Genomic DNA, 13,220 nt, shown 5'->3' on the forward strand with positions numbered 1-13,220 from the left:
CCCTTAAGGCACGGGGCAAAGCTCAGGCCCCCTAAGGGGCGCGGGGAACTGCGCGGCCAACCACGACGCACCCGCAGCCAGGCACGAACCCGGCAGGCCCACCCCTCAGGGGCGCGAGGAACTGCGCGGGTGACCACGACGGACCCGCAGTCAGGCACCAGCCCGCCGGCCCCCGCCCCTCAGGGGCGCGGGGAACGGCGCGGGTGACCACGACGAACCCGCAGCCAGGCACCAGCCCGCCGGCCCCGGCCCCGCAAGGGGCGCGGGGAACGGCGCGACCAGCCACAATCGGGCCGCAGCCGAACACGAACCCCGCGGGCCCACCCCGCAAGGGGCGCGGGGAACGGCGCGGCCGACCGCAACGGGCCCGCAGCCAGGTACGAACCCGGCTGCGGCCCCGCCCCACATGGTCTCGCTACCAGCGTGCTTCCACCTGGGACTTGATCCGGTGGTCGTACAGCGTCGAGATCGCGGACAGCGTCTCCGCCGGCAACGGCGCCAGCTTCCCCGCCGCCGCATTCGCCCGCGCCTGCTCAGGCGTGCGCGCGCCGGGGATGACCGACGTCACGCCCGGCTGCTGGACGATCCACGCCAGCGCGAGCTGCGCCGGAGTGACCCCCTCCGGCGCGAGCGCGGAGAATTCCGCCGCCGCCTCGACACCGGTCGCGTAGTCGACGCCGGAGAAGGTCTCGCCCTGGTCGAACGCCTCCCCGTGCCGGTTGAACGTCCGGTGGTCGTTCGCCGCGAAGACCGTGTCCTTCGTGTACTTGCCGGACAGGAGTCCGGAGGCGAGCGGCACGCGGGCGATGATGCCGACCCCGGCCTCCCGCGCCGCCGGCAGCACTCGCTGAAGCGGCTTCATCCGGAACGGGTTGAGGATGATCTGCACGCTCGCCACGCCCGGCCGGGCGATCGCCGTCAGCGCCTCGTCGACGGTCTCGACGCTCACGCCGTACGCAGCGACGCGCTCCTCCTCGACCAGCGTGTCGAGCGCGTCGAACACCTCGTCCGACGAATACACCGGGGTCGGCGGGCAGTGCAGCTGCACCAGGTCGATGCGGTCGACACCGAGGTTGCGGCGCGAACGGTCGTTCCAGGCGCGGAAGTTGTCGAGGACGTAGTTCTCCGGGACCTGGTCGAGCCGGCGGCCCATCTTCGTGGCGACCAGCACGTGCAGGTCGGGCCGCCCGCTGAGGAACGCGGCGATGGTCTCCTCGCTGCGCCCGTCGCCGTACACGTCCGCCGTGTCGAAGAACGTCACCCCCGACTCCGCGGCGGCCTCAAGGACCGCCAGGGCGTCCTTGTCGTCCACGTCGCCCCAGTCGGCACCGAGTTGCCAGGTGCCGAGTCCGACGACCGATGCGTGCTGTCCTGACCTGCTGAATTCGCGCTCGTCCATGGGGTCAGTCTGGCACCCGTCGGGCGCCGCGCCGGACGCCGCCCCCGTGCGGCGGGGCCGTTCAGGCGACGGTCGCGGGCAGGGCCACGCCGGTCAGCCGCTCGGACTCGGCCCACAGCCTGCGGTTGGTGCCGGTGTCGAGGGCGCGGCGGGTGACCCGGGTGGTGGCGGTCGGGCCGACCAGGCCGAACCTGCGGCCGGGCCCGTAGTAGCCGCCGGCCGTCGCGTCGGGGCTGGTGGCCGCGTACAGGAGCGGTTCGGTGCCCTCCTCGACCTGCTGCTTGGGCAGGAGGAGGCCGAGCCGGAGCATCAGCGTGCGCTCGGGCTTGTCGCGGCCGAGCGCGGCGCCCGCCGTCTGGAGGTTGGTCACGGTGTAGCCGGGGTGGGCGGCGGTACTGAGGAGGTTCCAGCCGCGCTCGGCGGCGAGGTCCGCCAGGTGCCTGGCCATCATCAGGTCGGCGAGTTTGGACTGGGCGTACGACTGGTTGGGGTTGTAACGGCGGCGCTCCCACTGGAGGTCGTCGAAGTCGATGCGGCCGAAGTTCGCCATCCCGCTGCTCATGGTGGTCACGCGGGGCGCCGGTGCGGCGAGCAGGGCCGGCAGCAGGCGCAGGGTGAGGGCGAACGGGCCGAGGTAGTTGCTGCCCATCTGGAGCTCGAAGCCGTCGGCGGTGGTCAGCCGGGTGGGCGGGGCCATCACTCCCGCGTTGTTCACCAGCAGGTCGAGCGGGGCGCCGTCGGCGAGGATCCCGCCGGCGAACGCCTCGACGGAGGCCAGGTCGGCGAGGTCCACGCGCCGCACCTCCAGCTGTGCGTGCGGATGCCGGGCGAGGATCTCGGCGCGGGCCTGCTCCCCCTTGGCGACGGTGCGTACGGCGAGCACCACGCGCGCTCCGGCCGCCGCGAGACGCCGTGCGGCCTCCTTGCCCGTGCCGCTGTTGGCACCGGTGACGACGGCGGACTGTCCCGTCCGATCAGGGACGACGTATGACGTGGGCACGGGGACTCCTTGTGTGTGCGGCACTCCCGGGATTAGGAGACCGACGGTCTGATGCAGTTCAAGCTAGCAGACCACCAGTCTGATAACAACAGACCGGGGGCCTGCTGTCCGGCGCGGACAGATCGCCGATCGGTAGACTGCGGCCATGGCAGACACCTTCCAGCGCGCCCGCAGCGAGGAGCAGCGCGCCGTTCGCCGCAGGGCGATCCTCGACACCACGGCCGCGATGCTCGGTGAGATGCCGGTGGCGCAGGTGAGCCTGAACGAGCTGAGCCGCCGGGTGGGACTCGCCAAGTCGAACGTGCTGCGCTACTTCGAGTCCCGTGAGGCGGTCCTGCTGGAACTGCTCGCCACCGCCACGCAGGAACTGCTCGACCACCTCGCCACCGCGCTCCCCGACGCCGTCGACGCCCACGCCCCCGTCGCCGAGCGCGCGGACCAGGTCGCGGCGACGCTGGCGGAGTCCCTCGCCGCGCGCCCGGTGCTGTGCGACCTGATCAGCGCTCAGGCCGCGGTCCTGGAGCGGAACGTGTCGACGCAGGTGGCCGCCGAGCACAAGCGCTCCTCCATCGGCCACGCGTTCGCCCTGGCGCACCGGGTCCGCATGCACGTACCCGAACTGGACGAGCGGGACGCCGTACGGTTCATCGCCGGGGCGCTCATGGTGACCACGGCGGCCTGGCCGCACGCGCATCCGTCGCCCGCCGTGCTCGCGGTCTACGAGTCCGAACCCGAACTGGCCGTCCTGCGCATCGACTTCACCACGGCCCTGCGCGAGTCGCTCGAAGTCATGCTGTCCGGGCTGCTGGCAAGAGCTTCACACTGACCGGCGGAAATTCACTCCCGCCGATGCAACCCGCGGGTGAGTCCTGCGCGTAGAGATGATGACGGCACCGTGATCCGCGGTGCCGCCTGCACGTGTTCCGCATCGCGGACGACTACGGGGAGAACCACACAGATGGTCTCAAGAATGATGGGCCGGGGTACGGCGAGGGGCACGGCGGCACTGGGAGCGGTCCTGCTGTCCGTGCTGGCGGTCCCGGCGCACGACGCGACCGCGGCACCCGCCGACGCCGGTGACCGTGCCGTGAGCGGCAGCCGGGCGACGGCCGAGAATCTCGCGGCGCCCGACGTGGAAGGGCTGCGCGAGGTGCTGCGGACGGCGCTGACACAGGGGGCGCCCGGTGCCATGGCGCGGATCGACGACAACGGCACGGTCCACAAGGTCGCCGAGGGCGTAGCGGACCGGACCACCGGACGGGCGATCGACAACGCCGACCGCTTCCGCGTCGGCAGCGTCACCAAGAGCTTCACGGCCGTGGTCCTGCTGCAGCTGGTCGACGAGGGGGTGCTCGACCTGGACACCTCGGTCAACACCTACCTGCCGGGCCTGCTGCCCGACGACGGCATCACGGTGCGCCATGTGCTGAGCCACCGCAGCGGTCTGTACGACTACACCAACGACATGTTCGCCGACACGGTCCCGGGCTTCGAGGCCGTACGCAACAAGGTCTTCAGTTACCAGGAGCTGGTGGACCTGTCCCTGAAGCAGCCCCTCGGCAACGCGCCGGGCGCCGCCTACTCGTACTCCAACACCAACTTCGTGGTGGGGGGCATGCTCATCGAGAAGCTCACCGGGAAGTCCGTGCGGTCCGCGTACAAGAGCCGCATCATCAAGCCGCTCGGCCTGAAGGACACCTCCTACGTGCACCCGAGCACGGCGATCGCCGGCCGGCACACCAAGGGCTACCTGCCGCCCGACGTGGCCGACGGGACGCTCGTCGACTCGACCGAGCAGACGGTGTCGTGGGCGCAGAGCGCGGGCGCGGTCATCTCCAGCACCCGGGACCTGGACACCTTCTTCTCGGCCCTGCTGCGCGGCAGGCTGACCTCGGCCGCACAGCTCGCGCAGATGCAGCAGTGGACGCCGGTCAACAGCACCCAGGGGTACGGACTCGGGCTGCGCCGGCGCGACCTGTCGTGCGGGGTCTCCGTGTACGGCCACACGGGCACCGTGCAGGGCTACTACACGTACGCGTTCACGTCGAAGGACGGCGCGCGCACCGTCACGGCGCTCGCCAACACCTCCAACAACGGGACCGTGCTCAACACCATGGCCCGCACCCTGGAGTCCGCCTTCTGCGGCAAGCCGGTCAAGACCGCCACGGCCCGCAGCCAGGCGCCCGTGGAGCGGTACGAGGACATCGCTCCCGGGGTCGCCCTCGACTGACCGCCAACCGACACATCGGTGACTGACACCTGGTACCGGATCCCCGGTACCAGGTGTCAGGAACCCGCGCGCACCCGTGGGGCGTTGTCCTGTCGACGCCCCACGGGGCGCGCACAGTGATCCGGCACCTGGACGGGCGGCACGATGGACGAGTTGGTACCCGGCGGCAATCTGCCCCTGCCCGGTGGTGTCCTGACCCTCGGGGTGCCCGGCCCGTTCGACGTGTCGGCGCTCGTCACCGACGACAGCGGCAAGGTGCGCGGGGACGGCGACTTCGTGTTCTACAACCAGCCGGCCGCCCCCGGCGCGCGGCTGAGCGGGCAGACCCTCACGGTCGATCCGGCCGCGCTGCGGGCGGGGGCCAGCCGCGTCACCGTGGTCGTCAGTCCCGCCGAGCCCGGCACCCCGCTCGGACGACTGCCCGCCCCGACCTTGCAGGTGACCGGCTCGGGCGGCCGGCTCCTCGCCCGTTTCACGCCGTCGCGTCCGCAGCGGGAGACCGTGCTGCTGCTCGCGGAGATCTACCGCCGCGGAACCGCCTGGAAGCTGCGCGCACTGGGCCAGGGCTACGCCGACGGGCTGGCAGGGATCGCACGGGACTTCGGTGTGGAGGTCGCCGAGGACACCGACGCCGGCACGGGCCCGGGGACGGAGGTCGGCGCCGGTTCCGGGGCCACCGGGGCCGGGCCCCTCGCGGACGGCTTCCTCCCGCTGGTGAACTCCGCCCGCGCCGCCGTCGGCTCCCGGGCCGTCGTCCTCGACGGGCGGCTGACCGCCGCGGCGCGGGCGCACGCCGCGGACATGGCGGCGCGCGGGCGTCTCGGGTCGGAGGGGGCCGACGGACTGTCCGTGCACCAGCGCGTGACCGTCGCGGGCTACGCGTATCTGACGGTCGGCGAGCATCTCGTCTCCGGGCCGCGGGACGCGGCGGAGTTCGTGGAGTACTGCCTCTCGGGCGAGCGGACCCGGCGGACGGTCCAGGACCCGGCCTTCACCGAGGCCGGTGTGGCCTGCGTGCCCGACAACAGGTCCGGCACGCTCTACTGGACGGCGCTGTGGGCCGCTCCCCTGACCCCCGGCGGACTGGCGCGGACCGCAGCCGAGGTCCTCGCGCTCACCAACGCCGAGCGGGCCGCGGCCGGTCTGCCCCCGCTGGCCGAGGACCCCCTGCTCACCCGGGCGGCGCAGGCGCACAGTGCGGACATGGTGGCGCGCGCGTTCTACTCCCACACGGCGCCCGACGGCAGCGAGCCCTGGGACCGGGCCGCCGCCGCGGGCAGCACCCGCCGCACCATCGGCGAGAACATCGCCTGCGGGCAGCGCTCCCCCGCCGAGGTCGTGCGGGGCTGGATGGACAGCCCCGGCCATCGCGCCAACATCCTCAAGCCCGCCTTCACCCACCTGGGCGTCGGTTTCGCGGGCGGCGGCTCGGCGGGCACGTACTGGACACAGCTCTTCGGCGCCTGACCCGGGCCGCCCGGCCGTCCCCCACCCGTCCCCCACCTGTTTCACATCACCGCAGGTCAGCGGCGTACTAACGATGATGACAACGGTCACCGATGCAGCCTTTGCCGATCTCCGCGAGGTGCGCTTCACTGCGGGTGTCGGACACCGCAACGAGGGGGACTCTCATGAGCGCGCACCACGGCCACGAGCACGGGTCGGGCGGGCACGCGGGGCACTCGCACGGTGTCACCGCGGACGCGGACCGCCGCTGGCTCGCGATCGCGCTGACACTGATCGCGACGTTCATGGCAGTCGAGGTCGTCATCGGTGTCGTCGCCCAGTCCCTCGCGCTCATCTCCGACGCCGCGCACATGCTGACCGACGCCGTGTCCATCGTGCTGGCCCTGATCGCGATGCGGCTCGCCGAGCGTCCGGCCCGCGGCGGATTCACGTACGGCCTGAAGCGGGCCGAGATCCTCTCCGCCCAGGCGAACGGACTGACGCTGCTGCTGCTCGGGGCCTGGCTGGCGTACGAGGCGGTGCGGCGGCTGTTCGATCCGCCCGCGGTCGAGGGCGGACTGATGTTCTACACGGCGCTCGCGGGCATCGCGGTGAACGTGGCGGCGGCCTGGTGCATCTCGAAGGCCAACCGCACCTCGCTCAACGTGGAGGGTGCCTACCAGCACATCCTCAACGACCTGTTCGCGTTCATCGGCACCGCGATCGCCGGCCTCGTGGTCCTGCTGACCGGCTTCGCCCGCGCCGACGCCATCGCCACGCTGGTCGTGGTGGCCCTGATGTTCAAGGCGGGCTACGCGCTCGTACGGGAGTCGGGGCGCATCTTCCTGGAGGCGGCGCCCGCGCATCTCGACCCGGACGCCATCGGGGACCGGCTGGCCGCGCACTCCTCGGTCGCCGAGGTGCACGACCTGCACGTGTGGACCATCACGTCGGGGACGCCCGCGCTGTCCGCGCACGTCCTGGTCGAACCGGTCGCGGACTGCCACACCGTGCGCCGGGACCTGGAGAAGATCCTGCAGTGCGACTACGACGTCAGCCACACCACCCTCCAGGTCGACCACGCCCCCGAGAACGTCCTGGACGTCCGCACCGGCGGCGGCCCCACCGACGACACGCACTGCGAGGCCGCGCACGGTCCGGTGCACCGGGACGAACCCCATCTGCACTGACGAACCTCATCCGCGCTGAGTCAGGCACCGGTGATTCGCCGAGGGCAGAACGCGGCGGGGTCCCCCAAACGGGCCGGACTTCCTAGGGTGGAGGCGTGAGCAGCCACGCGTCGAACCGAGCCCGCGTCATTCCCCTGCGACCCGTCCCGGCCGAGTCGGCGGCGCCTTCGGAGCCGGCCGAACCGGCGCCCAGGGAGCCCTTGTGGCGGGACGTCGTGGGTGAGGTCCTGCGGCGCGAGCGGCTCGCGCAGGAGCGGACACTCAAGGAGGTCGCCGAGGCGGCGCGTATCTCGATGCCGTACCTCTCCGAGCTGGAGCGCGGCCGCAAGGAGGCCTCGTCCGAGGTCCTCGCGGCCGCCGCGCACGCGCTCGGACTCGGCCTGGCCGATCTGCTCGCCCTGTCGCACCGCCGCCTCGTGCGCCAGGAGCGGCCCCGCCCCCTCAGGTCGCGTACGGCGCCCCGGCGCACGGAGGCCACCTCCCGGTACGGCGAGGTCCGTCTCGCCGCCTGACGCGCGCCGCGCCGGCCGGGGGCGGGCTCCCGGCTCGTCGGAGCGCTGGCTCTCAGGCGGCGACCGCGGACCGGCGCCGGCTCAGCACCTCGTCGGCGAGTCCGTACGCCACCGCCTCCTGCGCGGTGAAGATCTTGTCGCGGTCCATGTCGGCGCGCAGGGTCTCGACGGGGTGGTGGGTGTGCAGGGACAGGACCTCTTCGACCTGGGAGCGGATCCGGATCATCTCCTTGGCCTGGAGGCCCAGGTCGGAGACGGTGCCCCGCGCGCCGCCGCTCGCGGGCTGCCCGAGCAGCACCCGCGCGTGCTCCAGGACGAAGCGCCGGCCGGGGTCCCCGCCCGCCAGGAGCACCGCCGCGGTCGAGGCGGCCTGGCCGACGCAGAACGTCGAGACGGGCGCGCCGACGAAGCTCATCGTGTCGTAGATCGCCATCAGCGAAGTGAACGAGCCACCGGGTGAGTTGAGGTAGACGGCGATCTCCTGCTCGGGGGCCGCCGACTCCAGGTGGAGCAGCTGGGCGATGACGACGTTGGCGACGCCGTCGTCGATCTCGGTGCCGAGGAAGATGATCCGCTCGGAGAGCAGCTTGCTGTAGACGTCGTACGCGCGCTCGCCCTGCGGCGTGCGCTCGACGACGTTCGGGATGGTGTAGGAACTCATGCGCGTCGTGTACTGGTCCATGTCAGAGTCCCATCCGTCGCTTCGAGGAGGCCGGGCGGACGTCGTCCATCGACTCCACGACCCGGTCGACCATGCCGTACTCCCTGGCCTGTTCGGCCGTGAACCAGCGGTCGCGGTCACCGTCGCGGGAGATCGTCTCCGCGCTCTGGCCGGTGTGTTCGGCGGTGATGCGTTCGATGGTCTCCTTGGTGAACTGGAGGTTCTCGGCCTGGATGGCGATGTCGGCGGTGGTGCCGCCGATGCCCGCGGAGGGCTGGTGCATCATGATCCGCGCGTTCGGGAGCGAGTAGCGCTTGCCGGGGGTGCCCACGGTGAGCAGGAACTGGCCCATGCTCGCGGCGAATCCCATGGCCAGGGTCGCCACGTCGTTGGGGATGAGCCGCATGGTGTCGTAGATCGCGAGGCCAGCGTGGACGGAGCCGCCGGGGCTGTTGACGTACAGGCCGATGTCGGTGCGGGGGTCCTCGGCGGAGAGCAGGAGCAGCTGCGCGCAGATCCGGTTGGCGGAGACCTCGTCGACCTGGGTCCCGAGGAAGATGATGCGCTGGTTGAGGAGTTGGGCGGCGAGGTGGTCGTCGAACCGCGACGGAGGGGTGTCCCCCTCCTCGGCCCGCGGCCCTGGGTGGAATCCGGTGCTGCTGAGTGCCATCGCTCCTCCTGGTGGTGGCGCGGCCCGGTGAGCCGCGGTGCCTCCACCCTCGGTCCGCCGCCGGCGGCACGGAAGGAATCTCGGCCCTCGGCAGATTCGCCGACGGCAGAGCGGACCGGGGGGCGGACCGGGAGAGCGCACCGCGTCACACCGCAGGCGCGGGCGCTACTTGGTCACCACCAGCGAGAACTCGTACAGGTCGCCCCGGCACAGGGATTCACCGTACTCGACGACGTGGCCCGTCCCGTCGAACGCGGTACGGCGGACCAGCAGGGCGGCGGAGCCCTCCTTGACGCCGAGCAGCCGGGCCTGGCGGCCGGTGACGTTCACCGCGCGGATCTGCTGGGTGGCCCGTACGACGCGGACGCCCTGGGTGTTCTGCAGGGCTTCCGAGAGAGAGCCCGTCAGCAGTGACTCGTCCAGGTCGGGGAAGCGTTCGGCGGAGAGGTAGACGGTCTCCAGGCAGATGGGGAAGCCGTCACCGAGGCGCAGGCGTTCGATGCGGTGGAGGGTGGTGCCGGGGTCGACGCCCAGGGCCGTGGAGTGGTGCAGGTCGGCCTCCACCAGCTCCGCGGCGAGGAGTTCGGCGCTGGGCCGGTAGCCGCGCGAGCGCAGGTCCTCGGAGAACGAGGTGAGCGTCGACGTCTTGGTGACGTGGGGGTGGGACACGAACGTGCCCACGCCCCGCACACTGCGGATGAGGCCGTCCTCGCGGAGGGCCTGGAGCGCGCGCCGGGCGGTCGCCCGGCTGACGTCGTACCGCTCGGCGAGCCGCCGTTCGGTGGGCAGCGCCTCGTCGGGGCGCATCCGGGCGATGTCGGCCTGGAGCCGCCGCCGCAGCGCCTCGTGCTTGAAGGAGTCCGCCTCGACGGAATCCGTTCCGACGGAGTCCGCCTTGGAGTCCGTCCTGAGGGAGTCCGTCGCCGGGCCGTCGTCTGAGCGCCTGTCCTCGACCGTCACATTCACTCCGCGGTTCGCACCTGTCCGCCATCTCCGCCTCCTCCGAGGACGCGGTAGCGGGGCATCAGAGTACGCACCACGTCAAGGGTCGTTCCGGCGGTGTCCGCTTCCGGTGGCGTCGGCCCGCTCCGGCCGGCCACCCACCGCTCCTCCTGGACGAGCAACGACGCCTCGAACTCCTCGGCCCGGTAGGGGTTTCCGGTCTCCAGCGCCCGCGCGATGTGCTCGTACCAGCTGCGCCAGCGGGGCAGGTGGAACGTGCCGACCAGGCCGGCCCAGTGGCGGCCCGAGTAGTCGTGCAGCTTGCTGCGATTGTGGCCCCAGAGGGTGAGCAGGCGGCGCGCGTCTCTCTCGTACAGGTCGGCCTCGGCCGGGGTGGTGGCCCAGGCGCGGGCGTCGGCCAGCCAGCCGTCCAGCCGGTGTTCGGGGCGGGTGGCCAGCAGCGTGTCCAGGTCCTCGATGGTGGCGAGCAGTGCGCGGGCGGCCCGGTGGAAGCCTTCGGCGTCCCGGGCGAAGGCCGCGTCCGCCGCCCGCCACTGCCGCTCGCACGCCGCGTGGGTGAGCACCTGCGCGGTGACGTCGCACAGGTCCCGGCCGAGCGGTCCCGCACTGTCCTGCGGTGTCGTCTCGCCGGCCAGCAGCTCCCATGCCTCGGCCAGCGCCGGGGGGACGTCGGGCGACGGCGGGTCGGCCAGGTGCACGGGCAGCTCGTGCCGCAGATCGCCTTCCAGCGTGGGCCGGCCGATGATCACCGAGCCGGGCGGTCCGGGCCCGTCGGACGCGTACACGCTGTCGTGCAGCAGGTCCCAGGCCCGCAGCAGCCCGGGAGTCGTCCGCCCGTACCGGGCCCGCGTCCACGTCCTGAGCCATCCCTGTACGTCGTCGACGGCGCCCTGCCAGGCGACGTCGGCCAGCAGCTCGTACAGGACCGGGTCGGCGCCGAAGGCCTCCATGCTCGCGCCGATCCCGGACAGCGAGCCGCCGCGTGCGTCGGCGTGCGCGCGGGCGGGGCCTGTGGCGATCTCGTCCAGTTTTCCGTAGAGCCCGGGCCGGCCGCCGAGGCTGTGGAGCATGCACCACACCCAGGGCTTCTTGCGGTAGCCGTCGGTGCGCTGCCAGACCGGGCGGTGTTCGGCCCACAGGTCGAGGATGAGCATTCCGTCGTCGGGGATGGCGTCGAGGAAGGCGCGGGTGCGCTCCGGTGTCCAGTAGCGGGCGCGGTAGGAGAAGGGCCAGGCCTGGAGCACCCAGGTGGCCCGCTCGTCCACCGCGGTCATCACGCCGTGCACCGCGCGCGCGACCTGGGCGAGGTCGGCGGGGTCGGTCACCGGTGGGGTCGTCTCGATGAACGGGTCGGCGGCGTAGAGGTGGTCGGTGCCGAACAGCCGGTTCTGCTCGGTCAGCAGGGTGGTGCCGAACTCCTCGAAGAGCGGGTCACGCGGGTCCAGCATGCCGACCTCGAAGTCCCACCAGGGCAGGGTCGTCGACCGGGCGCCCCGGCTCGCGATCAGCTCCTGCGGGACGTGCCCGGAGAAGCCCTGGAGGACCGGCCGCATGCCCAGGGCGCGTTCCCGGCCGAGGATGCGGCGGCCGAGGTCGATGTGTCCGTCGATCCAGCTCTGCGGGAGCGGGCCGGACCAGCCGTCGAGCGAGGCGAGCCAGTTCCACGGCAGGTAGGCCGGTCCGCCGAGGAAGCTCCGGGCGGTCGGGTCGTCGAGACCGGTGGTCATGAGGGCGCGTTGCCAGGCCGCTTCCAGGCCGGTCATCGCGAGCGGGGTGGTCACGCCGTGCAGGGCCATCCAGTCGATGTGGCGCTCCCAGCGCGCCCAGTCCCAGTACGCGGTGGTGTAACCGAAGGTGCAGACGTTGAAGTGGTAGCGGTGCGGGTGGGGGGAGGTCGTGCGGGGTGTCGTGCCGGTGCGCGGCAGCCGGTCGGGCAGCCGGGGCACGGGGGCGTCCCAGGTGATCTGCGTCCCGCACACGGTCCGCAGGTACCAGCGCAGCGCCGAGGCGACCGCGACCCCGCTGGACCCGCGCAGGGCCACTCCCCCGGGCCCGGCGTCGATTTCGTACCAGTCGGGTCCGCCGCCTCCGGGGACCACTTCGGCGGTGAACTCCGCGGCCCGGTCGCCCAGGAGACGTCTCAGCAGCTGCCGGGCGGCCGGGGTTCCCGCGCCCGCTTCCTCGGGAGGTGTCATCGTCCGGACCACTCCTGTGAGTCGTGGTACGTACCACAGAACTCTCGAAGCTAGCCGCGCCACTCGGGGCGGTCAAGCAAGTCGACCGGAAAGAAGGCCGGTCGGTCGCAGGGCTGGGCATCCCCATACCCCTCTGGTACGGTCCACAGCCACATCAGCGGCTCCGTTCGACACCTCAGGTGGCCTCGACACGATGAACGCCGATCTCGTCTACTTCGCCGCTCTTCAGGAGAACCTCACCGCGATGGCCACCGCCGAGCGGCCCGCGATCGAGCGTGCCGCCCGGGCGGTCGCGGACAGCATCGCGGCCGGAGGCGTCGTCCACTACTTCGGCAGCGGCCATTCGCAACTCGTCGCCGTCGAACCGCTGCAGCGCGCCGGCGGACTCGCGCCGGTCAACGTCATCGCCGACCCGGCGCTCTCCCCCGTCGCCCCGCGCCACGCAGGCACGGCCGAACGCGTCAGCGGCTACGCGGCGGCCGTCCTCCGTACGGCGGACATCAGGTCGGGTGAAGTGGTGATCGTGATCTCCAACTCGGGGATCAACGCCGTGCCCGTCGAGTTCGCCCTGGGAGCACGGGAGTTGGGGGCGACCGTCGTCGCCGTCACCAGCCGGGCGCACTCCCTGGCCGCCGCGTCGCGGCACACCGGCGGACAGCGGCTGCTCGACGTCGCCGACATCGTCATCGACACCCACGGCAGCCCCGGGGACACGGTGGTGCCCCTGGGCGACCTGGCCGTGGGAGCCCTGTCGACCGTGCTGGGGGCGGCTCTCGTCAACGCGCTGACCTGCAGGGCGGCCCAACTGCTCGTCGAACGCCACGGGCAGACACCGCCGTTGATCGTCAGCCAGAACACGGACGGCGACGCCCTGCGGCGCAACGACGAGCTGCTGGAGCGGTACAAGGACCGCTGCCCGAGAGACTGACGTACCGATCCGACCGACGAGGCCAC

General features: G+C 72.3%; 12 protein-coding genes. 6 read left to right on the forward strand and 6 right to left on the reverse strand.

The genetic code is table 11. The annotated features are described in order from the left end of the window. Positions 1-415: 415 nt before the first annotated feature. Positions 416-1,399, reverse strand: a complete 984-nt coding sequence (locus ACFVH5_RS30105; RefSeq protein ID WP_385836861.1) for an aldo/keto reductase — start codon at positions 1,397-1,399, stop codon at positions 416-418. Between the two features lie 61 nt (positions 1,400-1,460). Next, a complete protein-coding gene (locus ACFVH5_RS30110) occupies positions 1,461-2,399 on the reverse strand; it encodes an SDR family oxidoreductase (protein WP_385836862.1) in 939 nt (312 codons plus the stop codon). A 145-nt stretch (positions 2,400-2,544) separates the two neighbouring features. On the opposite strand from ACFVH5_RS30110, the gene ACFVH5_RS30115 reads away from it, so the two are divergent. From ACFVH5_RS30115 to ACFVH5_RS30135, 5 genes are all read left to right on the forward strand, one after another. After that, a complete protein-coding gene (locus ACFVH5_RS30115; protein ID WP_385836863.1) occupies positions 2,545-3,225 on the forward strand; it encodes a TetR family transcriptional regulator in 681 nt (226 codons plus the stop codon). Positions 3,226-3,357: 132 nt separating this feature from the next. Continuing rightward, positions 3,358-4,629, forward strand: a complete 1,272-nt coding sequence (locus ACFVH5_RS30120; RefSeq protein ID WP_385836864.1) for a serine hydrolase domain-containing protein — start codon at positions 3,358-3,360, stop codon at positions 4,627-4,629. Between the two features lie 144 nt (positions 4,630-4,773). Beyond that, a complete protein-coding gene (locus tag ACFVH5_RS30125; RefSeq protein WP_385836865.1) occupies positions 4,774-6,096 on the forward strand; it encodes a CAP domain-containing protein in 1,323 nt (440 codons plus the stop codon). A gap of 164 nt (positions 6,097-6,260) precedes the next feature. After that, positions 6,261-7,265: a cation diffusion facilitator family transporter gene (locus ACFVH5_RS30130; protein WP_384813746.1), complete on the forward strand. Its 1,005-nt coding sequence runs from the start codon at positions 6,261-6,263 to the stop codon at positions 7,263-7,265. Positions 7,266-7,360: 95 nt separating this feature from the next. Beyond that, on the forward strand, positions 7,361-7,777 hold the full coding sequence (locus ACFVH5_RS30135) for a helix-turn-helix domain-containing protein (protein ID WP_384813744.1): 417 nt from the start codon (positions 7,361-7,363) through the stop codon (positions 7,775-7,777). Between the two features lie 52 nt (positions 7,778-7,829). On the opposite strand, the gene ACFVH5_RS30140 is transcribed toward ACFVH5_RS30135, so the two are convergent. The 4 genes from ACFVH5_RS30140 to ACFVH5_RS30155 form a co-directional block, all read right to left on the reverse strand. Further along, a complete protein-coding gene (locus tag ACFVH5_RS30140; RefSeq protein WP_385836866.1) occupies positions 7,830-8,438 on the reverse strand; it encodes a ClpP family protease in 609 nt (202 codons plus the stop codon). A gap of 22 nt (positions 8,439-8,460) precedes the next feature. Beyond that, positions 8,461-9,108, reverse strand: a complete 648-nt coding sequence (locus tag ACFVH5_RS30145; RefSeq protein WP_385836867.1) for an ATP-dependent Clp protease proteolytic subunit — start codon at positions 9,106-9,108, stop codon at positions 8,461-8,463. A gap of 165 nt (positions 9,109-9,273) precedes the next feature. Continuing rightward, complete coding sequence (locus ACFVH5_RS30150) at positions 9,274-10,068, reverse strand: GntR family transcriptional regulator (protein ID WP_384813739.1); 795 nt, start codon at positions 10,066-10,068, stop codon at positions 9,274-9,276. A gap of 2 nt (positions 10,069-10,070) precedes the next feature. Next, positions 10,071-12,266, reverse strand: coding sequence for an alpha-N-acetylglucosaminidase (locus tag ACFVH5_RS30155; protein WP_385836868.1), 2,196 nt, complete (start codon positions 12,264-12,266; stop codon positions 10,071-10,073). Positions 12,267-12,459: 193 nt separating this feature from the next. Between ACFVH5_RS30155 and ACFVH5_RS30160 the strand changes: the two genes are divergently transcribed. Next, complete coding sequence (locus ACFVH5_RS30160) at positions 12,460-13,194, forward strand: sugar isomerase domain-containing protein (protein WP_385836869.1); 735 nt, start codon at positions 12,460-12,462, stop codon at positions 13,192-13,194. Positions 13,195-13,220: the final 26 nt, after the last annotated feature.

It is taken from the genome of Streptomyces sp. NPDC127119 (assembly GCF_042677425.1).
In the GTDB taxonomy this organism is placed as follows: Bacteria; Actinomycetota; Actinomycetes; order Streptomycetales; family Streptomycetaceae; genus Streptomyces.